This is a genomic window from Methanobrevibacter sp. (assembly GCF_017447225.1).
Classification (GTDB): domain Archaea; phylum Methanobacteriota; class Methanobacteria; order Methanobacteriales; family Methanobacteriaceae; genus Methanocatella.
This window is the reverse complement of the sequence record NZ_JAFSNZ010000063.1, coordinates 1-23,405: the sequence shown is the minus strand read 5'-3', so window position 1 is coordinate 23,405 and position 23,405 is coordinate 1. Positions and strand designations below refer to the sequence as shown.

21 protein-coding genes, 1 tRNA gene and 3 pseudogenes are annotated in these 23,405 nt (G+C 32.9%); 16 read left to right on the top strand and 9 right to left on the bottom strand.

The genetic code is table 11. The features are described from left to right. Positions 1-1,492, bottom strand: a pseudogene (locus IJQ68_RS06375) (hypothetical protein); the annotation flags it as partial. 469 nt (positions 1,493-1,961) lie between these two features. On the opposite strand from IJQ68_RS06375, the gene IJQ68_RS06370 reads away from it, so the two are divergent. The 7 genes from IJQ68_RS06370 to IJQ68_RS06340 all read left to right on the top strand — a co-directional run bounded on the left by IJQ68_RS06370 (position 1,962) and on the right by IJQ68_RS06340 (position 6,747). Next, complete coding sequence (locus IJQ68_RS06370; RefSeq protein ID WP_292798360.1) at positions 1,962-3,059, top strand: adhesin; 1,098 nt, start codon at positions 1,962-1,964, stop codon at positions 3,057-3,059. 59 nt (positions 3,060-3,118) lie between these two features. After that, entirely contained in the window at positions 3,119-3,799 is a 681-nt protein-coding gene (locus tag IJQ68_RS06365; protein ID WP_292798358.1) for an MIP family channel protein, read from the top strand. Between the two features lie 84 nt (positions 3,800-3,883). Beyond that, complete coding sequence (gene pyrH, locus IJQ68_RS06360) at positions 3,884-4,561, top strand: UMP kinase (protein WP_292798356.1); 678 nt, start codon at positions 3,884-3,886, stop codon at positions 4,559-4,561. 13 nt (positions 4,562-4,574) lie between these two features. Beyond that, on the top strand, positions 4,575-5,363 hold the full coding sequence (locus IJQ68_RS06355; protein ID WP_342765134.1) for a TatD family hydrolase: 789 nt from the start codon (positions 4,575-4,577) through the stop codon (positions 5,361-5,363). Between the two features lie 14 nt (positions 5,364-5,377). Then, positions 5,378-5,569, top strand: coding sequence for a DUF2116 family Zn-ribbon domain-containing protein (locus tag IJQ68_RS06350; protein ID WP_292798352.1), 192 nt, complete (start codon positions 5,378-5,380; stop codon positions 5,567-5,569). A gap of 10 nt (positions 5,570-5,579) precedes the next feature. Beyond that, entirely contained in the window at positions 5,580-5,903 is a 324-nt protein-coding gene (locus IJQ68_RS06345) for a YbjQ family protein (protein WP_292798350.1), read from the top strand. Between the two features lies 1 nt (position 5,904). After that, entirely contained in the window at positions 5,905-6,747 is an 843-nt protein-coding gene (locus tag IJQ68_RS06340) for a hypothetical protein (protein ID WP_292798348.1), read from the top strand. On the opposite strand, the gene IJQ68_RS06335 is transcribed toward IJQ68_RS06340, so the two are convergent. Both IJQ68_RS06335 and IJQ68_RS06330 read right to left on the bottom strand, forming a co-directional pair. Beyond that, positions 6,722-7,534: a sulfite exporter TauE/SafE family protein gene (locus tag IJQ68_RS06335; protein WP_342765133.1), complete on the bottom strand. Its 813-nt coding sequence runs from the start codon at positions 7,532-7,534 to the stop codon at positions 6,722-6,724. The two genes, IJQ68_RS06340 and IJQ68_RS06335, sit on opposite strands and share 26 nt — an antisense overlap. A 222-nt stretch (positions 7,535-7,756) precedes the next feature. Beyond that, the gene (locus IJQ68_RS06330; protein ID WP_292798344.1) at positions 7,757-8,590 is read right to left on the bottom strand and encodes a Bro-N domain-containing protein; all 834 of its coding nucleotides are present in this window, start codon (positions 8,588-8,590) and stop codon (positions 7,757-7,759) included. A 426-nt stretch (positions 8,591-9,016) separates the two neighbouring features. Between IJQ68_RS06330 and IJQ68_RS06325 the strand changes: the two genes are divergently transcribed. Together IJQ68_RS06325 and IJQ68_RS06320 are read left to right on the top strand one after the other, a co-directional pair. Beyond that, on the top strand, positions 9,017-10,075 hold the full coding sequence (locus tag IJQ68_RS06325; protein ID WP_292798342.1) for a hypothetical protein: 1,059 nt from the start codon (positions 9,017-9,019) through the stop codon (positions 10,073-10,075). A 36-nt stretch (positions 10,076-10,111) separates the two neighbouring features. Beyond that, on the top strand, positions 10,112-12,010 hold the full coding sequence (locus tag IJQ68_RS06320) for an MJ1255/VC2487 family glycosyltransferase (RefSeq protein ID WP_292798340.1): 1,899 nt from the start codon (positions 10,112-10,114) through the stop codon (positions 12,008-12,010). Positions 12,011-12,031: 21 nt separating this feature from the next. On the opposite strand, the pseudogene IJQ68_RS06315 reads toward IJQ68_RS06320, so the two are convergent. The 3 genes and pseudogenes from IJQ68_RS06315 to IJQ68_RS06305 all read right to left on the bottom strand — a co-directional run. Then, positions 12,032-12,949 (bottom strand): annotated as a pseudogene (locus tag IJQ68_RS06315) (transcription initiation factor IIB); the annotation flags it as partial. Positions 12,950-12,996: 47 nt separating this feature from the next. Further along, a complete protein-coding gene (locus tag IJQ68_RS06310) occupies positions 12,997-13,284 on the bottom strand; it encodes a Gar1/Naf1 family protein (RefSeq protein WP_292798338.1) in 288 nt (95 codons plus the stop codon). Positions 13,285-13,400: 116 nt separating this feature from the next. Beyond that, the gene (locus IJQ68_RS06305) at positions 13,401-14,138 is read right to left on the bottom strand and encodes an RraA family protein (protein ID WP_292798336.1); all 738 of its coding nucleotides are present in this window, start codon (positions 14,136-14,138) and stop codon (positions 13,401-13,403) included. A 432-nt stretch (positions 14,139-14,570) separates the two neighbouring features. Between IJQ68_RS06305 and dnaG the strand changes: the two genes are divergently transcribed. The 7 genes from dnaG (at position 14,571) to IJQ68_RS06270 (ending at position 20,369) form a co-directional block, all read left to right on the top strand. Next, positions 14,571-15,797, top strand: a complete 1,227-nt coding sequence (gene dnaG / locus IJQ68_RS06300; RefSeq protein ID WP_292798334.1) for a DNA primase DnaG — start codon at positions 14,571-14,573, stop codon at positions 15,795-15,797. Between the two features lie 206 nt (positions 15,798-16,003). Then, positions 16,004-17,239, top strand: coding sequence for an AAA family ATPase (locus IJQ68_RS06295; RefSeq protein ID WP_292798332.1), 1,236 nt, complete (start codon positions 16,004-16,006; stop codon positions 17,237-17,239). Then, positions 17,226-17,768: a hypothetical protein gene (locus IJQ68_RS06290; RefSeq protein ID WP_342765131.1), complete on the top strand. Its 543-nt coding sequence runs from the start codon at positions 17,226-17,228 to the stop codon at positions 17,766-17,768. Before IJQ68_RS06295 ends, IJQ68_RS06290 begins: the two co-directional genes overlap by 14 nt. 214 nt (positions 17,769-17,982) lie before the next feature. Then, a complete protein-coding gene (locus IJQ68_RS06285; protein ID WP_292798362.1) occupies positions 17,983-18,588 on the top strand; it encodes a biotin transporter BioY in 606 nt (201 codons plus the stop codon). A gap of 43 nt (positions 18,589-18,631) precedes the next feature. Then, complete coding sequence (locus IJQ68_RS06280; RefSeq protein ID WP_292798330.1) at positions 18,632-19,021, top strand: DUF1284 domain-containing protein; 390 nt, start codon at positions 18,632-18,634, stop codon at positions 19,019-19,021. 59 nt (positions 19,022-19,080) lie between these two features. Next, positions 19,081-19,152 (top strand) — tRNA-Gln (locus tag IJQ68_RS06275). A gap of 17 nt (positions 19,153-19,169) precedes the next feature. Next, complete coding sequence (locus IJQ68_RS06270; RefSeq protein WP_292798328.1) at positions 19,170-20,369, top strand: ATP-grasp domain-containing protein; 1,200 nt, start codon at positions 19,170-19,172, stop codon at positions 20,367-20,369. Positions 20,370-20,548: 179 nt separating this feature from the next. On the opposite strand, the gene IJQ68_RS06265 is transcribed toward IJQ68_RS06270, so the two are convergent. The 3 genes and pseudogenes from IJQ68_RS06265 to IJQ68_RS06255 form a co-directional block, all read right to left on the bottom strand. Next, positions 20,549-21,226 carry a V-type ATP synthase subunit D gene (locus tag IJQ68_RS06265; RefSeq protein ID WP_292798326.1) on the bottom strand — a complete coding sequence of 226 codons (678 nt, stop codon included), beginning with the start codon at positions 21,224-21,226 and terminating at the stop codon, positions 20,549-20,551. 27 nt (positions 21,227-21,253) lie between these two features. Next, on the bottom strand, positions 21,254-22,642 hold the full coding sequence (locus IJQ68_RS06260; RefSeq protein WP_292798324.1) for a V-type ATP synthase subunit B: 1,389 nt from the start codon (positions 22,640-22,642) through the stop codon (positions 21,254-21,256). A 2-nt stretch (positions 22,643-22,644) separates the two neighbouring features. After that, positions 22,645-23,405: pseudogene (locus tag IJQ68_RS06255) on the bottom strand (V-type ATP synthase subunit A); the annotation flags it as partial.

Sequence of the window (23,405 nt, the reverse complement as noted above, 5' to 3'; positions counted from 1 at the left end):
CTGATTCATCATAGTATATTGCACTTCCGTTTCTTGCTACATTATACTCGAAAATATTGTTTTTTACATTGTCTGAACTTCCATTAATATAGATTGCACCACCTAATCCGTCATCATTGACCATTGGATTTGCAATAGCTTCATTTGATGTGAATTTTGACCCCTGAACAGTAGTGGATTCACCATTTACATAAATTGCACCACCATTATGGTAAGCATTATTTTGTGTAAAGTTTGAATCAAAAACATCCAAGGTATGTGTAATAATGTAAAGCGCTCCACCGTCAATGGATGCATTATTGTTATCAAAACTGCAGTCTTCAACTGTCACACTATATCCTGCCAATTTAGCGGCACCACCGTATGGGGCAGTGTTTGAATCGAATTTACAATCAATGATTTTAAGATTCATTGAATTAATTTCCTCAGAGTTTGTAATTGCTCCACCATAATCATTTGCTGAGTTGGAAATGAAAGTACAGTTCTTAATAGTGCCTGAGCAATGGGCAGTTAAAGCTCCCCCAAAATCGGCGGAGTTTCCTTCAAACAGACAATTTTCATAACTGACACCATCCCTAATGCATGATGCACCACCATGAGCCAGTTGTGTGCCTGAAACTGAAATAGCCCTGTTATTTATAAATTTACAATCCTTAATAAGAGTATTTGAAATAAACTCCTGTCTTCCTACCTGTAAAGCACCTCCATAAACGGCGCCACCATTCTTATCATAAACCCTATTCGAATCAAAAGTACAATTAAGAATTCTTACATTAAAACCGTATGCCCCAACAGCCCCTGCGGTAATAGTAGCAAAGTTATTAATGAACTTGGAATTCCTAATCAATAAATTTCGACCCGCATCGGGATTTTGTTCAATTATATAATCCGTATAAATCGCACCACCACCTCTTGACGCATAATTATCCATAAATTCACAATCGTCAAATGTGACGTCCTTTCCATAAACAAGTACCGCACCACCAGACGAATGGTTACCATTTTTAAAAATCAAATTTGAAAACGAAGATCCTGACCCTCCGGTTTGAACAATGAACGCACTGGATATATTCTTTCCATCCAATGTTGCTCCATTCCTAGATACAACCGAGATGTTTTTATATACAAAAATATATGAATCCGGCCCATCAGCTATGAAATTGCCTTCCAAATCCAATGTATCTCCATTTTCTAATGAGTAATGAATTGCATTCTGAATATCTGAAAAGTTTCCATTAGTCAATTGAATTGTTTTTGGTAACGAGAGAATATTTTCCTGAGAATTTCCTAGTTTATCTTCATCAATTGCATTTAAGTTATAATTACCATCTGCTCCAAGCCCTATCTCATCAGGATATGATTCATTCAATTCGATTGCATCAACACTAGTGACTGCAAAAAGAATTAATGAAATAAAGCATATGGCAATTAAAAAATTTTTGCTAATAGCTATCTTATTTTTAAACATATTTTTTGTCTCCTTTGAGGACATTGATAACCACCATTAATTAACAAAAAGCTATTAATAAGCAATTAACCTTTTTATTTATAACTTAAATCTTGAAAAAAATCATCAAAATTTAAAATTTATACTAAACTGATGAATTAAAAGCTGACTATAAAATTTAGCCAGCTTACACCTCATAATTTAGGATAAATATGAGATCATAACTCAACTATTCAGGACAATTTTACCTCTTGACAACAATTTTATCAAAACTTAATAATATTGTACCAAAATAAAAGATAATCTCTATAAATCCTCTAAAATCTAATTAAATTTAGTACTATATAAATTTTTGCTTCAAACACCCTCAAAAATTATTAAATCAAAAAATATTACCTCCCGATTAGAATTTTACTTCATGATATGAAAAATTTAATTAACCGGTAAAAATAAAAGTAAATAGTAACTTATTACAAGGACAGATAATATGAAAAAAGACTTGATGATATTATTTATGATACTCTTATTACTATCCTCATGTGTAGGTCAGGTATCTGCAACAACAACATTATTCTTAACTTCAGATAACATAATCGGAGAAAATGAAGATGTTGACATGTTGAACTCAATAAAGAATTATGTTGAGGAGATGAGTAACGGCAATATCAAGGTAATTGTAGATAGTCAGGCCCCAAGCCCCGGAGAGGGTTCAAGAGCCATAGAAAGTGGTGCAGATGTGAGCGTGAACCTTGCTGCATCCGATGCCGGAAACTTCCTCATACTTGCAAAATATGCCGTCAACTCAGGGAAGAAAATAATCTTTGTAAACACCGGAGACTTTGATTTGGATGAAGCAAATTCCCTTAGAAGAGCATGGGACGATGATTATTCCTCAACAATATTTGCAGGGATAAATTACCCAGGAACTTTTCTTAAAGAAGCCGGAATTGACTATATCCAACCCCTGAAAGTATACCCTGATGCAGGTCCTAAAGGGTACCTGACAGAATATAACGAAGACGTGAATAAATACATTGCCGAGCAAATAGTTGAAAGTGTAGGTAATAACAATTCTAACAGCTACAATAATGATTTGGTCATTACTCACAAACTAGCTCCTAAAGAAATGGCCAAGGCGAGCCAATCTTTACTGGAAAGCGATGATAAGCAAATGACCGGCACATACAACTCATATACTGCCCCACAATTATTATATTTAACAAGTTCCTATCTTAATGGAAACGGCCTTCAAGCCCCATCAGAGTATGGTGCGCCAACAGATCCTGAAGAATATTCCACATTTGCAAAAAACAGCTATTCAATATATGATTATATGAAAATGGGTGGAATAGTAAAAGAGTTTATGGACGAGAACGGAAGAGCACCTAACTTTATTGAATATGACGGTGCAAAAATCGGCTATTACGATTTATTATACAATTTCGCTAAAATAACGCAAAATCATACAGATAATTCAAATATGGATTTCGCAAGAGAATATCATTTTGACAAAGTTAATGAATCAATACTGATTACAGCATTCCCATATGTCCTTGCAATTGTCGTAATAATGTTGGCATGTGTTGGAATCAGGAAAATAAGGCGAAAATAAATATATTATAAAATACAAAAATTACATGTTCATTACTAAATGAAGAAAAAGGTGAATTTATGAAAAGATATATAAGTGAATTAATCGGAACTATGGTTCTAGTATTATTCGGATGCGGAAGTGCAGCTATCGCAGGATTTGTACTCGGCAACTTAGGAATAGCTATGGCATTTGGTTTATCCATTGTAGCAATGGCTTATGTAATCGGAGACATTTCAGGATGCCACATTAACCCTGCAGTTTCAATCGGAATGTGGATTGACGGAAGAATGGAAATTAAAGACTTAATCATGTACATTATTTTCCAATGTATCGGTGCAATTATTGGTATTGCAATCCTTGCAGCATTAATTAATTCAGCCCCAAGCCTTGGAGGATACATGGCAACAGGATTAGGTCAGAACGGATTTGGTGCAGCTTCAAGTGTTGGAATCAACCTTTACGGCGCATTAATAACTGAAATTATTTTAACCTTTGTATTTGTATTTACTGTACTTGGAGTTACCAGAAGTGAAAAAACAAGTGCTGTTGCAGGAATAGTAATCGGTTTAACCCTTGCATTCGTACACATTATGGGAATACCATTGACCGGAACCTCTGTTAACCCTGCACGTAGTTTAGCACCTGCATTATTCATGGGCGGAGTAGCTCTCGAACAGGTATGGGTATTTATTGTAGCACCAATCATCGGTGCAGTACTGGCTGGTTTAGCACACAAAGGTTTATATGACGGGGAATAATTAATTCCTCAATCTTTCTTTTTTTACATACTTTTTTTAAAATTTAAATATAATAGAATTGATATTTAATTATAAGGTGAATATATGAAAATAGTTATTGCGATTGGCGGATCAATTCTATTGAAAGATTATGACAGTACTCGATTCAAACAATACAGTGAAATTCTAAAGGAATTAACTAATGAACATGAATTATTCGTTGTAGTTGGTGGTGGAAAACCTGCTAGAGACTATATTGGTGTTGTTCGTGACTTAAATGCCGGTGAAGCACAATGTGATGATATCGGAATTGAAGTCACAAGAATTAATGCAAAATTATTATTATGTGCACTTGGAGATGCGGCTTATCAAAGAGTACCTCATAACTTCCAGGAAGCATTGGAATTTGCATCAAGCGGAAAAATCATCGTTATGGGTGGAACAGAACCTGCACACAGTACAGACGCAGTATCTGCAATTCTTGCAGAATATGTTCATGCAGACAAACTCATTAACTTAACATCCGTTGATGGAATGTATACAAAAGACCCTAACAAATTTGATGATGCTGAACTTGTAAGCGAAATAACCGCTACAGACCTTCTTGAGTTTTTAAACGGCAAAGACATGAAAGCAGGTACATACGAATTCTTTGATACAACAGCTGTTCAAATGATTAAAAGATCCAATTTGGAAACTGTTATTGCTAACGGTTATGAACCGGAAAATCTCATCAAAGCAATAAACGGAGAAAAAATTGGAACAAGAGTTATTAACGAATAATCAGGTGATTATGGTGGATAATCTTATTGATATCGGATTAAACTTAATGCATTCCTCCTTTAAAAAGGACAGGGTTGAAATAATTGAAGAAGCAAAAAAAGCAGGAGTGAATAAATTCATTATCACTGGAACTAATGTTAATTCAAGCCAGCTTGCTCGTGAATATGCTTCCAAATATCCTGATACACTGTTTTCAACATCAGGAGTTCATCCCCACGATGCAAAAACCTGCAACGGACACACTATTTTTGAATTGGAAAAAATAGCTGATCATGACTGCGTTGTAGCTATTGGAGAATGCGGCCTTGACTATAATAGGAATTTTTCACCACAGGATTTGCAGAGAAAATGGTTTGAAGCTCAAGTGGAACTTGCAGAAAGATTGGAAATGCCATTGTTTTTGCATGAGAGAGAAGCACATGAAGATTTATATAAAATACTTGAAAGACATGACAGCATTGTTGAAAAATCCGTTGTTCACTGTTTTACTGGAACAAAACAGGAAGCACAAAATTATGTTGATTTAGGTTGTTATATTGGTGTTACAGGATGGATTTGTGATATGAAAAGAGGAAGAAATCTGCAGGAAGCCGTAAGTGTTATTCCTCCTGAAAAATTAATGATAGAAACTGACGCTCCATTTTTAATACCAAAAAACTTTGATAAGAAACCTAAGAAAAATAGAAATGAACCAAAATATCTGCCCCATATCCTCAATACAATTGCACTTTGCATGGGTATGGATGCAGAAGAGCTTGCATTGCAAGTAACTAAAAATACCGAAGAATTTTTTAAAATATAAAATAGGTGATAGATATGGCAGTAGACCCTCATAAACATTGTCCGATATGTGGAACCCCGATTCCATTAAATGAACTTGTATGCTCCCCAGACTGTCAGAAAGTATGGGATGCTAGATTACATCAAGCAAGAAGAAGCAGAATCATATTGTATGTGGTAATAGCAATATTTTTAATAATATGGGCTATAATGACATTCATGAAATAATTGTGATATAATGATTTTAACATCAGCAAATACACTGGAAAATAAAGAAATTATAGAATATAAAGGTCTTGTTACTGGAGAAGCATTAATAGGAGCCAATATTTATAAAGACTTATTTTCTGGTGTCCGTGATGTTGTAGGTGGTAGAACATCAACATATGAAGAGGAAATCAAAAAAGCCCGTGACATAGCACTTGAAAGTATGGAAGAAAAGGCAGAGCAGTTAGGTGCCAATGCAATTATAGGGCTTAAGATAGCATATGATAACCTGGGCGGTACAATGGGAAACACAATTCTGATTACAACCTATGGTACTGCAATAAAATACGAATAAAATGAATATTGATAAGCAAAGAATGGCAAACCTGCAAAAAGCATTCAACAGCATAGTAATAGGAACCGTTGCCGGTCTTGCAACTTACGCTTTCTTTTTATACTTCAATATAGCTATTTTTGGATGGAACTTAGGCCTTTTGTTTGCACCATTAGTTGCAGGTTATGCTGAAACTTTTGTAGCAAATAAACTCATTGGAGAAAATATCGGTGCAATAAGTGCATTTATCCTGTTTATAGTGACCGTTGTTTATGGATTTATCATAGCAAACCCGACACTCGGATATAACATCATAACAATAGGTTCCATTGCAATCATTATCCAGGCGGCTATTCCAACATTCATCAATTATTTTATAATAGTAGTAATATTTGGAACATTATCCTATCTTACAGGTTTTTTCAAAAAAATCCTGGATAAAATAAAATATACAATATTTCCTGAAAAGAAAAAAGAAGATATCATAGATACAGTGCCTTTATTTAACGAAAGGGAAAGTAATGAACTAATCAATTCACAGGATTTTATCTACATTACAAGTACTGATCCCATAGATTTGGATTATGAAATTATAGGATTTTTTTATACTACATCCATTGCCAGCCGAAATACACGAATCATTAAATTATCTCCGGAAAAAATTGAAAGACAACAGCTGAATGATTTGAAAAAAGGAAAAGATGAATGTTTAATCAGATTAGCTGATAAAATAAAGAGTTCCGGAGGAAATGCTGTAATTGACCTTGATATAGTTTACTTTTTAAACGGACTGGGCGGATCTGATTTTCAAATAATTGCCCGTGGAATGGGTGTTAAAATCAAGGAAGAACACCCAACATCTTAAGAGCGATATACAATACAACAACACCGAATACTTGTTTTAAACGTTTTTCAGGTAACATATGAGCATATTTTGCACCGACTTGTGCTATAGGCACTGAAAAACAGGCAATTAATATGAAATTGACTATGCTCACATAACCTAATGAAAGCGGAAATGTATTTATTCCCCATCCTGAGATAATGTAGGATAAAGTTCCTCCGATTGCAGTTAGGGAAATGAATACTGAAGATGTTCCAATAGCCTGAATCATTGAAAAACCCAAAAGCATTGTTAAAATTACGATTAAAAATATTCCTCCACCGATTCCAAGAAGTCCTGAGAAGAATCCGACAAAAAGTCCTGTTAATGCAATAGTTATTAAATTAAAATCAAATCTGGCAGGATTTTCCTTTTTGTCTCTGGAAAGTATGTTTCTGATAGCAATAAACAATAATAAAAGTCCGAAGATAATTTCCAAAATTCTTGAGGATAAACCTGCAGCCACAAAACCTCCAATAAAACTTCCGATAATCCCGAAGATTCCCAGTTTTATACCTGGCCCAAATATATTGTCCAATTTTTGAGAATGCTTATATGCACCACTGCTTGCAGTCGGAATAATGATAGCGAGACTGGTTCCAAGTGAAATAAGCATTGCAAGGTCAGGTGCAACCCCAACATACTTTAAAAGGAAATATTGGAAAGGCACGATTAGAAATCCGCCACCAACACCTAAAAGACCTGAAGCAAAACCTGCAACAATCCCTATTAATATTAATCCTATATAATACTCGATTCCAAACATGATAACATTCCTTTTAATATGGATTTAATTTTCATAAACTTACGTTCATGTGCTTGCAAACAAAAGCATAATCTTTAGTATTATGATTTAATTAAACTTACTTAAGACTATTAAATGATATTTAATGTTTTATAGAATATAAATCTAGTTATTATGTGATATTTTGTCTTTAATTTTACAGGAAAAACAAAGTAAAAATCAAATGTCAAGTTTTTGTTATTAACACTACTTTAAATTTTCATCCAATAACCGTGGATTTTTAGAATTTTTACTGCTCACTACTTTTCGCCCAGTTCTCTCTTCCAATTCTCTTAAAGCATTACCTGCTATATTTCCACCATCTCTTGCAACTATTTTACTTTCTTCAAACCCTTGCGGATTTTCAGTTTTGCTAATTTCAGTAGTAGCCAATTCACCCAACATGTTAATAACTAATTCCGCATTAGTCATATTATCACGAAGGTTTTCCTTTTTCAATCCTTTAATTCTTTTATGCTCACCAGTTGTTATGCCAAAAGATGCTTGACTAATCTCATTAGTAAGTATTGCATATTCCATACCTCTTTTAACACCAGATCTATCCCATTCAGCAGTTAAATCATTTCTTATTTCTATACTTCTTAATCTTTGAGTAATCCATTCTTCACTATATCCTTTTTCACGGTAAGTAGCAACTGCCCTTTCAATAGCTATTTCAGGGTCTGCAATCTCATCAAGTCTTTCACTACCAACTTGAGCTAACCACTGTTTGAATGGTTCTGCATTTGGAGAGGGTATTGATTGAATGATGCGGAATAATTGTTTTGCTGTAGCAACATCAGTTTTACGCATTTTACCATCAGCAGAAGGCATTTTCAACTGGCTACAAATTGTAGCCACTTCAACACCCTCTTTGTTTAACCTTGTTTTTAACACACTCCAGTACTTACGTGGGTTTTTACTCCCACTAAGAATTCCAACGACATCTATAACTGAAAAATAGTACTCTTCTATTTCTTCATCCCATTTCAACCTTACTTCTTGATTTTGAAATAATTTAATTTTTGTTTCATTATCCATTTTCTTTCTCCTTTTAATTTATTGACCCGTAATTTATGTAACATTAGAATTAATGTGAAAACCTAATCAGTAAGATGGAACCATTATTATTTTAAATTAATCCTTAATGAATAATTTTATTGACAATAATATTTTTAGTGAAAAACATATTTAAATAAAATGAGAGAGCATCTGAACAGTATTTTTATTTGTTGAATCCACTCTCCAAACACCATACTCAATATTTATCAAATATGTAACGATAAAATTTACAATATCATTAGAATTGGTGCTAAAATTAGTAATAACAGAAAGTTGTTCTGTGAAAAAAAGTAAATCATGAAGTTACGTTTAGTAAATAATTTAAATAATTAATTTAAATAATTATTCTTAATGAAGATAAACAAGACTATATTAGTTGGTATCCTATTTATAATAATTGGAGGCATGCTTTTCATAACAAATGTATTAAATCCAGTTATACACCCTATAACACATTTATTTTTAATGGGATCATCCAAAGGTAAGGACATCATATTTTTTGCAATGATGGGCTTTTTTTTAATATTCAGCCAGCTTTTTACAAGATATGAGTTTAATTCCAAAAAATATCTGAAAATATCTATTGTTTTAGGTTCAATCACACTTATTGCAGGAATACTTTTGGAAGTCATATTCAGATACCAGATGGTAATTGGTCTTAATACAATTTTCATGAGCATTGGAAAAAGCATTTCATCCACAAGCATTTTGCATACTCATTTATTAAAGTCCATTTTCGGCGAAGTCATAACTAATATAATGGGACCATTCATTGAAAGTGAAATCAACACAGGCGTTGGCCTATATGCATACATCCCGGAAGTTGCAAAATTAGTGATTATTTTGCTACCGATACTCTTTATAACATTACTGCTATCAGTTAGAAATAAAAGATTCGTACAGACATTCTTATTATCATTTTTTGCATCATGCCTGTTAATTGGTGCTTTGGATGGAGGAATGTTTTCAACCCCTGCAATAACAGGAATTTGTGGAATATTTTTAATATATAGAAATGGAGAATGCATTGAACAGCTTGTTGACCATATTATCTCCGGCAGAAAAATATGTGAAAACTGCAAAATAATGCCCCCATTTAAAAATAAAAAAGATTTAATCATTGTTTTGATAAAAAGATATGCGCCATATATAGCAGCGGCACTTATAATACTTTTGAGATTCTCCATTGCCATAATCGGAGCGAATACCGATTATTATGAAGTTGACGTTGTAAATCCTGTTGAAGATATTGAACTGAATGATTTTCCTATAGAAAACATCACACATGAACAGAATAAAACAGTATACATCATGAATTCAGATTACAATGAAATGGAATTACTGAATGATTTAAAGATACCGCTGAATAATTCATGCGAATATTATACGCTTTCATGGAATATTTTCTCATATTTGGAGCCTAATCATCCGTTAACCAATACATATCAGGAACTTAAAAACTAAATTTTTATAAATATTAAAAATAAAATATAAACTAATATGATTTTAAGCATTGTTATTCCAACATATAATGAAGAAGAATACTTGCCAATACTATTGGACAGTATAAAAAAGCAAAACTTCGACGATTATGAAATCATCATTGCAGATGCAAATTCAACAGACAGAACCCGTGAAATAGCTGAAGAATACGGTTGTGTTATTGTTAACGGTGGAATGCCGGGTGTTGGTAGAAATAACGGTGCTAAAGTTGCAAAAGGAAAATATATTCTATTTTTAGATTCCGATTTGAAGCTTACTGATGATTATTTAAGAAATGTGATTTATGAGTTTCAGATGGAAAGGCTTGGAATAGCAATTACGCAAATGAAGCCTTTATCCAAAAAATCAGAAGACCAGGTGCTTCATACCTTAGCAAACTACTTCATGATCAGTGTTGAAAAAATCAAGCCACATGGTGCAGGATGCTACGGAATAATAGTTAAAAAGGAACTGCATGACAAATGCGGTGGATTTAATGAAGAGTTAACGTTTGGGGAAGATAGCGATTATATCAAACGTTTAGGCAACGTTGAGAAATTTAAGGTTTTAAGAAACGCCAAAATAGGCGTGTCAACAAGAAGACTTGAAGAGGAAGGAATTGAAACTCTAATACGACAATACGGCAAAAGCACATTCAATGATTTCATAGGCAAGACTACAAATGCGGAAGACCTGAATTACGGTTTTGGTCATGGCAAGGAACATTTAAGCAAAGATCAAATGGACAGTTTTGCAAAAGAGTCTGAAAGGATAAGCAAAATGTTTGAAAATTACGACAAATCCGCTGAAAAGATAAACACTGCAAAATCATACTTCAAAAGAACAAAAGCCAGAAAGAACAGACAGAGAAAAAGAGTATTTTATTGTGTTTGCGGAGAAGGAATGGGTCATGCAATAAGATCTGCCGTTATAATTGAGAGAATCAAAGAGAAATATGACGTTTATGTGTTCTCACATGACAGAGCCTATGAATACTTAAATGAAAAATTTGACCACGTTTATAAAATCGGCGGATTCAATACCGTTTACATCAACAATAAGGTCAGCAATACCAAAACATTACTGAGCGCTTTAAAAAGAAATCCGACAAATATCAGAATAGGCTATCAGGAACTATACCAGAAAGCAAGAAAATTATCTCCCGACATTATAGTCACGGATTTTGAGATTTATGCTACAATGGTGTCCAAATTACTCCAAATACCCTTGATAAGCCTGGATAATATCCATATGATTACACAAACATCAATCGATTATCCGAAACATCACCAAACTGAAATGCTTAAGGCAAAAGGTGTGATTAAAGGATATGTTGTAAGACCAAAATTCCACATTTTAACCAGCTTCTTTTTCCCTAAAGTGAGACCGGGCAAAAATGCGGTTATATATCCGCCAGTAATCCGTGAGGAGATATATAAATTAAAACCAACAATTGAAGATCATATTGTCGTTTATCAGACAAGTAAAGAAAGTATCAAACTGGTTGAAAAATTGAAAACACTTAATGAGAATTTTATCGTTTACGGATTCAACAAAGACGAAACGGATGAAAACCTGACTTACAAACTGTTTAATGAAGACGAATTCTATGATGATTTGGCAAGCGCAAAGGCAGTAGTTTGTAATGGTGGATTTACATTCATATCCGAAGCCATAACTCTTAAAAAGCCGATTTACAGCGTTCCTGCAATCGGAAACTTTGAACAGACATTGAACGGATTCTATGTTCAGAAGCTGGGTTATGGAGAATACCATGAAAACATGAGCGCTAAAAAACTCAAACTGTTCCTGAAAAGACTTGACAAGTATCAAAACAAGTTAAATAAAGTGAAACGCTATAACAATGATGGAATTATACGTGAATTGGAATATCGTATCGAAAAATACTCACGTTAAAAAAAATAAGTTTTAGGTGAACTATAAAGTTACACCCATATCTAACTGTTCAGTTAGTTCTTTATATCTATTTCTGATTGTTACTTCAGTAACACCGGCAATATCTGCAACATCCCTTTGGGTTTTTCTCTCACCAAGTAAAACTGAAGCGATGTATAATGCAGCAGCTGCTACACCGGTTGGTCCTCTTCCTGAAGTAAGTCCTTTTTCCATAGCTTTTTCAATGATTTCAATAGCTTTGGATTGAGCTTCACCGGATAAACCCAATTCACTGGCGAATCTAGGAACATAATCCACAGGAGATGTTGGAGGCAATTTAATATTCAATTCTCTTGTAAGGAATCTGTAAGTCCTACCAACCTCTTTTTTGGTTACTCTGGAAACTTCTGCGATTTCATCCAGAGTACGTGGAACATTGCACTGTCTGCAGGCAGCATATAAAGAAGCTGCAACTACACCCTCAATACTTCTTCCACGAATAAGCTTATTGTCTACAGCACTTCTGTAAATAACGGATGCTGCTTCCCTTACACTTCTAGGAAGTCCTAATCTTGAGGAGTCTCTGTCTAACTCAGATAATGCAAATGCCAAATTACGTTCGGTTGCACCGGAAATTCTGATTTTCCTTTGCCATTTTCTTAATCTGTACCATTGAGCACGGTTTCTTGCAGGAATATCACGGCCGTAAATGTCCTTATTCCTCCAATCGATCATGGTACTTAAACCTTTATCGTGAATTGTGTATGTAATAGGAGCTCCGACTCTTGTACGTTTATCTCTTTGTTCATGGTCAAATGCTCTCCATTCAGGACCCATATCTACCAAGTTTTCATCAATAACTAATCCACAACGAGAACAAACAACTTCTGCTCTTTCATAATCACCTATCAATTCTGTAGAACCACATTCCGGACAAACTGCTGTTTTAGTTTCTTCTTCACCTTTTCTTGCTGCCCTGTCTGACCTTTTTCTACGTTTAGGTTGATTTACTTCTTCTGACGTGGTTTCATCCTCCTTTTATTATGTTTTTTAGATTTTGGTTTTGATACAAATAGTTTTTCGCCACAATTTCTCTTTATTCTATCGACATCTGCAGATTTAAACAATCGAATGGAAATGTATGGCTGTTTAGTAGGTCCAAAAACATAGCTGACCTTCCCAATCTTATTTTTATTACTGTCAAATACTATCCCACCGCTGGATGGTGTTTGGGATGACCTAGCTATTAATTTACCGGAGTTTGCTATATGCAAACTATTCCCTAAAAATTTCATAAAATCAAACTAAAAATTAAATCTGTATCGTTTATATATTTAGAATATTTAACTATATAAAGGTATCGATATACTTATATATATAATAATTACCTCTTTAAATAATTTTATACAAGTTACCTTAATCCAACCACTTGAGATAAAGATTTACCTGAGTTGAGCATTTCAGTGATATTTTTCTCTTTTATCTTGATCTCATATGTTTTGAGCATAACATCATTAAAAAACTCCTTAGGAATGATAACGACACCAGTCTCATCACCATATAAAAAGTCTCCAGGAGATATTTTCATTGATTCCAATTCCAAGTCAATGTTAATTTCACCTAATCCTAAAGCCTTGCCAGCATTAGGCCTGAAACCGCATGCAAAAATAGGATAATTCATAGTTAAAAGAGCATCCAAATCACGCACACAGCCATAAACCAATGTTGATTTAACACCATTGTTTTTAGCGCAGGTGGAAGCAAGCTCACCCCATATGGCGGCATCCATGTCACTGACCTCAACAAGCAAAACATCACCATCTTTAGCTTCATCGATTGCTAAGGTAATGGTTCCCCAGTCATCACTATCTGTTCTTGAAGTGGTAATTCTGCCCCATGTTTTTAAGTTATTAATGGATTTCAGATTATAAAGCACACCAGATCTATGGGCGATTTCATTAAACGCATCGGAAATTTGACAAGAGGAAACATTGTCCAAGAATGAATTCAAATTAATGAACTGTTTATAGTTATCTCCGTTGTAGGTCAAATCATCGATTGCAATATCCTCTAAAGAAATCTCATCAAAAGCAATTTTTTTATCCAAATCTTTTTTGTTTTTTAATAAATCTTTCGGCTTTATTGACATTAAATCACCAGCATTTTCTCATATACATTATATGTAAAATACATCTTAAAAAAATTTCTATAAACAATATTTTATATATTAGTTTTACCAAAAATATTAAGTGAAGTATTTGAACAATACTTAATTATTATATGCTTAAGAGTTCATTTATTCATTATTATTATTTATCATAACAATTTGATTAACAAAAAAGGAGAAAATTTAGTTATAAAGAGGATTTGAAGGAAAACTGAAGAAAAGATGTAAGTTAATAGATTATAAAATCATGACACCCCATATAATTAAGTTTTCATCGTACTTTTTGCTCTTTTTAGTGTATAATAGGTTTAAATAATAAAAAAACATGTTTATTAATTTATTGAAAGCCTAAAAATATAATTAATTTTTAGAAAAAAATAAATTAACCCGATTAATAAGCTAGGAGGCTTAAAAATGGGAAAAGGCGAAGAATTAACTACAACAAAATATTTAATCCATGCGCAAATTACTGCGAATGGAATTGTAGAAAAACCTGACGTCGTCGGAGCAGTATTCGGGCAGACAGAAGGTTTATTAAGTAATGATTTAGATTTAAGAGAACTACAAAGAACAGGTAGAATAGGTAGAATTCAAGTTAACATTCATTCTAATAGCGGAAGAGCAAAAGGAGAAATTGTTATTCCATCAAGCTTAGATAGAGTTGAAACCGCTATACTTGCAGCATCTTTAGAAACCATCAATCGTGTAGGACCTTGCGAAGCGGAAATTCAAACTTTAAAAGTTGAAGATGTTCGTGCCGTTAAAAGGGAACAAGTTGTAAACCGTGCAAAAGAAATCTATAAAAACATGGTTGAAAGCGTTGGCCCAGCAAGCATGAAAATGATTGAGGAAGTAAGAGAAGCAATGCGTGTTCATGAAATCTCCGAATATGGTGATGACAGATTACCTGCAGGCCCTAGCATACACACTTCCGATGCAATCATCGTAGTTGAAGGACGCAGCGATGTTTTAAACTTACTCAAATACGGCATTAAAAATACTGTTGCTGTTGAAGGTGTTAGCGTTCCCCAATCAATTGGTGAGCTAAGTAAAAAAAGAACCACAACCGCATTTGTAGATGGTGATCGTGGCGGAGAATTAATCCTAAAAGAACTTTTACAAATCGGTGACGTTGACTACATTACACGTGCTCCACAAGGAAAAGAAGTTGAAGACCTTGAAAAGGACGAAGTCTTAGTCGCACTTAGAGATAAAGTTCCTACAGCTCAGTTTTTAGCAAACCACAATATCCTTTCCGAATCTGATGATAATCACCGTCATCAAAAAAGACGTGACAGGAATCATTCAAAAAAACAGCACAGAAAATTCAATAAAGAACCTGAAGTTGAAATCGAGGATGATGAAATCAGCTTAATGAAGGATATGCTAAAAGAATTTGAAGGTACCGGAAGCGGAGCAATCTTGGATGAAGCATTGAATATGACAAAAGAAGTTTCAATTGAAGATATCTACGAAGAAATCAAAAATATCGAAGAAACTGCAGATACTGTAATATTTGACGGTATCATCAGCCAAAGATTAGTTGATGTGGCTTCCAAAAAAGGAATTAAAAAACTGGTTGCTTTCAAATCAAATATTGTTAAAAAACCACACAATCTAAAAATTATTACAATTGACTAAATTAACCTGAGGATAATCATTATCCTCAATTTTACTATTTTTTTCACAAGAACAATCACTTTAACACCAAATTTACTAAGAAAATATTAAAGTAACTGATTGTTAACTCCATTGAAACCATGAAAATAATTTTGGAGAATGAAAAGTAAAAAAATATTTATTATATAATAAATAAACTTATCAATACAATATTGTGAGATGATGATATGCAAATCTCTAATATCATATTTAAGAATATTAAGAGTTTTAAAGAAGTTAATTTAGATTTAAATGATTTTAATGTAATTATTGGTTCATGTGCTTCAGGCAAATCCAATTTTATAGAAGTGTTTAAATTTTTAAAAGATTTATCTGAAGATTTTGAAAAAGCCATTAATAATTACTCCAGAGTTTATTTAAAAAATATTAATAGTCAAAATGATGAAAATTGCTATCTAAAAATAACATTTACAACAAATAATGCTGAAGATCATCTAATTCCTATTTTTAAAAATAATGAAGAAATATTTCTATATTTTAATCAGCTTGAATATGAACTGTCATTCAATTTTAAATCCAATTTTGAATATGAGATTCTAAAAGAAAATGTTGATTTTTCATATGAATATACATACGATAATGAAATCTATAAAAACAAATTATCCATTAAAAATACTGGTAAAATTAATGTGGAACTTGATAAAACAGATGAATTTATTAAATCTGAAGATTTAATTCCATTATCACTGTTAAATATTGTAAAACACAATTTTCAAAAATCAAAATCATTAATTATTAATTCTTCATTATCTACAATTCCTTTCACTTGGAAAGATTTGTTTAAAAATATTGCATATTATGATTTCAATCCAAAATTTTCCAAATTCGGAAACCATAGAAATGGTGATTCAAATCTATTAGAATATGGTGATAATTTACCAATAATTTTAGAAAAAATATTAGATAATACTGATGATAAAAGACTATTCTTAAATTTAGTTAATCATCTACTACCCTATATTGAAGAAATTAATGTTGATACTCTTATTGACGGAAGAACCATATTTACATTAAATGAAGAATATAATGAGATTAATGTTCCATCCCCACTCATATCTGATGGAACTGTTAATATTATTGCTTTAATTGTTGCATTGTTTTTTGAAAAAGAAACGATTTTATTAATTGAAGAGCCTGAACGAAATATTCATCCTGAATTGCTTGCAAACTTAATACAATTAATGAATGAAATTTCTCGAAAAAAACAGTTAATTATCACAACACATAATCCTGAATTATTAAAACATGTTAAATTAGAAAATATTTATTTCATATCTAGAAATAAATCCGGTTTTTCCAATATCACTAAACCGATTGATAATGAAATTGTAAAACCATTCATTGAAGAATTAGGGATAGATGAAGTATTTATTGATAATTATTTGGGGCTTGGCAATGAATAACTTATTTATATTTGTTGAAGGAATAGATGACAAAAAATTTGTTAATGAAGTTCTAGCCAATTTATTCTACAAAAAATCAATAATTGTTATTCCTATAACATACCAAATTAAAAAGAATAATGATATTAACAAACAAATAATTAGATGCGCTAAATCAAAAGAATGCTCATACGTATTTTTTTCTGATTTAGATTCACATTCTTATCCTTGTATCACATCCAGAAAAAATGCCCGTGTAAATGAATATAATGCATTAAATCAAGATAATATTCTCATTGTTTGTGAAGAAATTGAAAGTTGGTATCTTGCAGGTCTTGATAATCATCTAGATCAATTTAAAGATTTCGACATAGGAGACAATACTGAAGGAATTACAAAAGAAAAACTAAGTGAAATGATTGATAAGAGTTCGTTTGAAAACAAAGTGGACTTTTTTGCCGAAGTATGTAAAACATATAATCTAGAATTAGCCATGAAAAGGAATAAATCATTTAAATACTTCCTTTCAAAATTTAATTTAATTGACTAAATTTTAATCAACCCGAAAGTTTACTCAAAAATAAGCCCCATATAATAAAACAAATATTATTTATATCCTAATTTAATTAAACACAATTTATTCAAGAGATAACTCATAAATTCTCATTTAAATTTTATTCAAAGTTTATTTAAAGTATAATTATAAATATTAATAATGACAAATATTATTAAGGAAATAAAATTAGGAGGAAATTCTAATGAATATAAACATTGAAAATTATTATGTTGCTAGAAAAAACGTTTTTGAAAGATTCCGGGAATCAAGCACACTAACAAAAATTGTATTTTCATTTTTAATGGCCTGTATTACAGGATTAATGGCTCAAATTATCATTCCTCTTCCTTGGACACCGGTTCCAATTACTGGACAGACATTTGCAGTTTTATGTGCTGGATTATTCCTAGGTAAAAGATATGGTTGTTTAAGTCAAATATTCTATGTTATATTTGGAATTGCATTCATTCCATGGTTTGGAGGAATGACTGGCGGATTAGAAATTGTACTTGGATCCACAAGAGGATATTTCGTAGGATTTATTTTAGCATCCTACTTTATAGGATACATTACTGAAAGATATGCGAAAGCACGTAACTTTACACGCATGTTTGCAGTTATTGGCGTAGCTAACTTTGCAATTATCTACATTCCAGGTCTTTTAGGATTAGCTTTATGGTTCTATTTAACTCAAGGAACCGTCTTAGGCATTGTAGATATTTTATTAATGGGTCTTGTTCCATTCATATTCGGAGATCTTGTTAAAATTGCAGGATGTGCAGGACTATCAAAAGTTTTCTTGCCAAAAGAATAAAAGGTTAACATTAACCTTTTTTCACTATTTTTTAAAGATTTTTATGAAAATTAGATTAAGAGGACATCATCTGTTGTGTCTTCAGGGTTTTCAGGGTTATGGATATAGCGAAGATTTTGTTTTGAATATGGTAAGAATCAATGAGATGAGGAAATCAGCCGACTGTACAGTAACATTGACCAATGAACCAGACGACATCTGTTCAGCTTGCCCTAACTTAAAAGACAACTTATGTGAAAACAAAAAACAGAACGAAATAATAGTTGAAATGGATAATGAAGTGTTATCTCATCTGAATATGAATAATGAATATAATTCAATCGATCTGTTCAATGAAGTTGCATCGATATTTAATTCATCGGATAGTGTTGAAAATATCTGTAATGAATGCAAATGGGCTGAAAAATGCTTGTTTTACAAAAAATTAATATAATAACGATACCTTTAAATACTACTTAACATAAATATTAAAATGTTGTTATATTGCAACATAGTCCCGTAGGGTAGTGGTAATCCTTCTAGGCTTTGGACCCGGAGACGGCGGTTCGACTCCGCTCGGGACTATTCAACTAACTTTTTTTATGAGATTTTTTATGGAAAAGCTATTGCTTATTGGAATAAATACAAGAAGTATGCTTAATAGTGCTTTAAAACTAGATTATGAACTTTATTCTACAAGTTATTTCTCAACATCAGACACTCCTCAGATAGAAAACCAGAAAATCATACTTGAAGAGCACAATGATGAAAGCAGCGGCATATTTGAAGATCACTTCAGCAGCTCAAATATCCTGGAGATATCAAGGGACTATATTGATGAGACAGATTATATTATTCCAATATCCGGTATCTCACCAAGCGAATTTTCAAAAAAAGACCAAAAAAAGATTTTGGGAACAAAAGATGTTTCAAAAATAGAGAATAAATTCCAATTTTACAAGGAAATAAAAGATGAATTTAAAACACCTGAAACTTTTTTTATAAATGATGTGGATGAAGCGATTGAAATTAGTAAAAATAATCCCAAAAGCAAATATATTTTAAAACCCCTTAAAGGATCTGGCGGTTATAACATAAAACTTCTAAATAATGAAGCGGAATTTCAATTAAATGATAGTGAAAAATATATCCTCCAGGAATATGTTGATGGTATAAACCTAAGTTCATCAGTACTTGGAAGCAAAGACACTAAAAAGACCATCATGAACTCAAGACTCCTGACGGAAAATGATTTTGAAAAAAACAACAGCTACATTTACATAGGCAATATTCTGCCATTAACCAACGAATCAATATTGACTAAAGTAAAAGATATCGATAAAATAAACAGAGAAATGATTGAAACTTCACAGAATATTGCACATAAATTTGATTTGATTGGTTCTGTCGGAGTAGACTATATCTTAAATGAAAACGGACTATATGTGATTGAAGTTAATCCGAGAATTCAGGGAACATTTGAATGTGTTGAAAAATCACTTCAAATCAATATGCTGGATGCACATATCAAATCATGCTTAAATATTGATATTCCAATACCGAAAGCAAAATATTACAGCTATAAAAAAATCATTTATTCCCCATGCAGAAACAAATATTCAAAAATAGATTTGGACAACATATATGATTTGCCACATATTGGTACAATAACTGAAAAATCAGAGCCTTTACTAACGATAATTGATAAGGATACTGATTTTAAAAAGTTATGTGAAAAAATAGATTACAGTTCTCAGGTTGTATCTGAAAAAACTAGAAGATACCCACGAGAAATGCTATAAAGAACAAAAATCCAACTGTAATTAAAAAAGTAGTAATAACCATACCATAAGTAATCCATCTGAAAGCCTTAGCCTTATTATCCGGATCTTTTAAAAATTGGTCAATAGGATTTCTTCTCATTAATACACCATTTTAAAAATAAATAAAAAAATAAGAAAATGAAACAGAATAAGAAATCTTATTCTGCGGCCTCTTGAGCAGCTCTTTGAGCTTTTTCATTTTTCTCAATAGTAGACCTAATCATTTTCAAACGAACAAAGTTTTCCCTTTCCATTTCTTGGAGTCTCATATCAATATACTTTTCAGTATTTTGGAATCTTGGAATCATAATATGTTCTAAAGCGTTTACTCTACGTTTAGTTGATTCAATTTCCTCAGCTAATAAGAAAATAGTTTTTTCCACTTCACCAAGTTCAATTAAATACTTGAGAGATTCCTCGAATTTTTTAGCAGCTTCGTCTAATTGAATGGTTGTGTCTGCAAAACCGTAACCTCTGTCTACAATGGATCTTTCTTCCATTTTAATGTTGGTTACAGGTACAGATACACCCATTACGCTTCTTGAAGTAATGTCAACATCAATAGATTCTTTAACTGATAAGGATGCTTTTCTTACAGCTAAATCACCCATTGCAATTTGAGCTTCAACTAAAGCTTCATTAGCTTCTTTTAAACTTTTTTCTGCGTTTTCACGAATACCTTTAACACGATCCAAGATATCAAAAAACTCTTTGATTAAAGCATCTCTTTTTTCCTTGAGTAAACCATGTCCTTTTACAGCTAGTTTAGTCCTGTTTTTAAGAGATAACAACTCCATCCTTGTTGGATTAATTCCATCAATAATATCTTGTGCCATTTAATCACCTGTTTTAAACAAATGAGTTTATTCTTTTGGAAGGTATTGTTCGATAAATTCTTCTTTAACCCTTTTGAGTTCTGTTTTAGGCAAGATTTTAAGTAAATCCCAACCGAGATCTAAAGTTTCAAAGATAGTTCTGTCTTCATCTTTACTTTGAGTGATGAATCTATCTTCAAATGCTTGAGCAAATTCTAAGAATTTTTGATCTCTTTCAGTAAGTGCTTCTTCCCCTACAACCGCAACGAGGTCTCTTAATTCACGACCTTCTGCGTATGCAGAATAAAGTTGGTCAGATACACCACTGTGGTCATCACGAGTTTTTTCTCCACCGATACCACCACTCATCAAACGAGAAAGTGAAGGAAGTACGTCTACAGGAGGATAAATACCTTTCCTGGAAATTTCCCTACTTAATACAATTTGTCCTTCGGTAATATAACCGGTTAAGTCAGGAATTGGGTGAGTAATATCATCTTGAGGCATAACTAAGATAGGCATCTGAGTAATAGAACCTTCTTTACCGTCAATACGTCCTGCTCTTTCATAAATACCTGCAAGGTCAGTGTACATGTAACCAGGGTAACCTCTTCTTCCAGGTACTTCTTCTCTTGCTGCAGAAATTTCCCTTAAAGCTTCACAGTAGTTGGTCATATCTGTTAAGATAACCAATACTTGCATACCTAAGGTAAATGCGTAGTATTCAGCAGTAGTTAATGCCATTTTTGGAGTTAAGATTCTTTCAATAGCAGGGTCGTCTGCTAAGTTCATGAATACTGTTAATTTTTCTAAAGCTCCAGTACGTTCAAAGTCTCTCATGAAGAAGTTTGCTTCTTCGTTGGTAATACCCATAGCTGCGAAAATTACCGCAAACTCGTCGTCAGCACCTAATACTTTAGCTTGTCTTGCGATTTGTACAGCTAAATCGTTGTGAGGTAAACCAGATCCTGAGAAAATAGGAAGTTTTTGTCCTCTTACTAATGTGTTCATTCCGTCAATGGTTGAGATACCAGTTTGAATAAATTCTTCAGGGAACTCACGAGAAGCAGGGTTCATTGGAGCACCGTTAATATCTAATTCTTCATCAGGGATGATTTCTGGTCCGCCGTCAATAGGTTTACCGATACCGTTAAAAATACGACCCATCATGTCTCTGGAAACACCGATTTTAGCGGTTTGACCAGTGAATCTGGTTTTAGTATTTTTAGTGTTTAAATCATTAGTTCCTTCGAAAACTTGGATAACAGCAACGTCTTTAGTTACTTCTAGAACTTGTCCACTTCTTTTTTCACCAGTAGGTGTTTCAATATCTACAATTTCATTGTAACCAACGCCTTCTACTCCTTCAACAACCATTAAAGGACCTGAGACTTCAGATACAGTAGTATATTCTCTTGTTTTAATATTTGTATTCATTTTTAAGCCTCACTGCATTGTTTAGTAATTGCTGCTTGAATTTCTTCAATCTTAGCATCAAATTCCTCTTGTGGAACGTATTTCATTTTACCGATTTCTTCTTTCACAGGTAATGCTACAATACTAGCAATTGGAGCACCTCTGTTAACTGCTGCAAGAGAATCATCGTAGAACTGTAAAATGGTTTTTAACATTTTGTATTGTTTATCTGGAGCACAATATGTATCTACATCATCAAATGCGTTTTGTTGCAAGAAGTCTTCTCTTAACATACGGGTAGCTTCTAAAGTAGCTTGGTCAGTTTCTGGTAAAGCATCAGGACCTACTAATTGTACAATTTCTTGAAGTTCTGATTCTTTTTGTAAAAGACTCATAGCTTTGTCACGAGTAGCTCTCCAGTCTGCTGCTACATTTTCAGCCCACCAGCCTTCAATACTGTCCACATATAATGAATAACTTTGTAACCAGTCAATTGAAGGGAAGTGACGTTTATCTGCAAGAGATGCGTCTAAAGCCCAAAATACTTTACAGATACGTAAAGTGTTTTGTGTAACTGGTTCAGATAAGTCCCCACCAGGAGGTGATACTGCACCAACTACGGAAATAGAAGCAACATCTGATTCAGTACCAAGAGTTTCTACTCTTCCAGCTCTTTCGTAGAATTGTGCTAATCTGGATGCTAAGTATGCTGGGTAACCTTCTTCCCCAGGCATTTCTTCTAATCTTCCTGAAATCTCCCTCATAGCTTCAGCCCATCTAGAGG

Coding starts and splice junctions, on each gene's coding strand:
- IJQ68_RS06340 (WP_292798348.1), top strand. CDS start 5,905: ATGAATATTGATAAGCAAAGAATGGCAAACCTGCAAAAAGCATTCAAC.
- IJQ68_RS06280 (WP_292798330.1), top strand. CDS start 18,632: ATGAAAATTAGATTAAGAGGACATCATCTGTTGTGTCTTCAGGGTTTT.
- IJQ68_RS06330 (WP_292798344.1), bottom strand. CDS start 8,590: ATGGATAATGAAACAAAAATTAAATTATTTCAAAATCAAGAAGTAAGG.
- IJQ68_RS06265 (WP_292798326.1), bottom strand. CDS start 21,226: ATGGCACAAGATATTATTGATGGAATTAATCCAACAAGGATGGAGTTG.
- IJQ68_RS06305 (WP_292798336.1), bottom strand. CDS start 14,138: ATGTCAATAAAGCCGAAAGATTTATTAAAAAACAAAAAAGATTTGGAT.
- IJQ68_RS06270 (WP_292798328.1), top strand. CDS start 19,170: ATGAGATTTTTTATGGAAAAGCTATTGCTTATTGGAATAAATACAAGA.
- IJQ68_RS06320 (WP_292798340.1), top strand. CDS start 10,112: ATGATTTTAAGCATTGTTATTCCAACATATAATGAAGAAGAATACTTG.
- IJQ68_RS06260 (WP_292798324.1), bottom strand. CDS start 22,642: ATGAATACAAATATTAAAACAAGAGAATATACTACTGTATCTGAAGTC.
- IJQ68_RS06310 (WP_292798338.1), bottom strand. CDS start 13,284: ATGAAATTTTTAGGGAATAGTTTGCATATAGCAAACTCCGGTAAATTA.
- IJQ68_RS06365 (WP_292798358.1), top strand. CDS start 3,119: ATGAAAAGATATATAAGTGAATTAATCGGAACTATGGTTCTAGTATTA.
- IJQ68_RS06325 (WP_292798342.1), top strand. CDS start 9,017: ATGCTTTTCATAACAAATGTATTAAATCCAGTTATACACCCTATAACA.
- dnaG (WP_292798334.1), top strand. CDS start 14,571: ATGGGAAAAGGCGAAGAATTAACTACAACAAAATATTTAATCCATGCG.
- IJQ68_RS06370 (WP_292798360.1), top strand. CDS start 1,962: ATGATACTCTTATTACTATCCTCATGTGTAGGTCAGGTATCTGCAACA.
- IJQ68_RS06295 (WP_292798332.1), top strand. CDS start 16,004: ATGCAAATCTCTAATATCATATTTAAGAATATTAAGAGTTTTAAAGAA.
- IJQ68_RS06350 (WP_292798352.1), top strand. CDS start 5,378: ATGGCAGTAGACCCTCATAAACATTGTCCGATATGTGGAACCCCGATT.
- IJQ68_RS06345 (WP_292798350.1), top strand. CDS start 5,580: ATGATTTTAACATCAGCAAATACACTGGAAAATAAAGAAATTATAGAA.
- pyrH (WP_292798356.1), top strand. CDS start 3,884: ATGAAAATAGTTATTGCGATTGGCGGATCAATTCTATTGAAAGATTAT.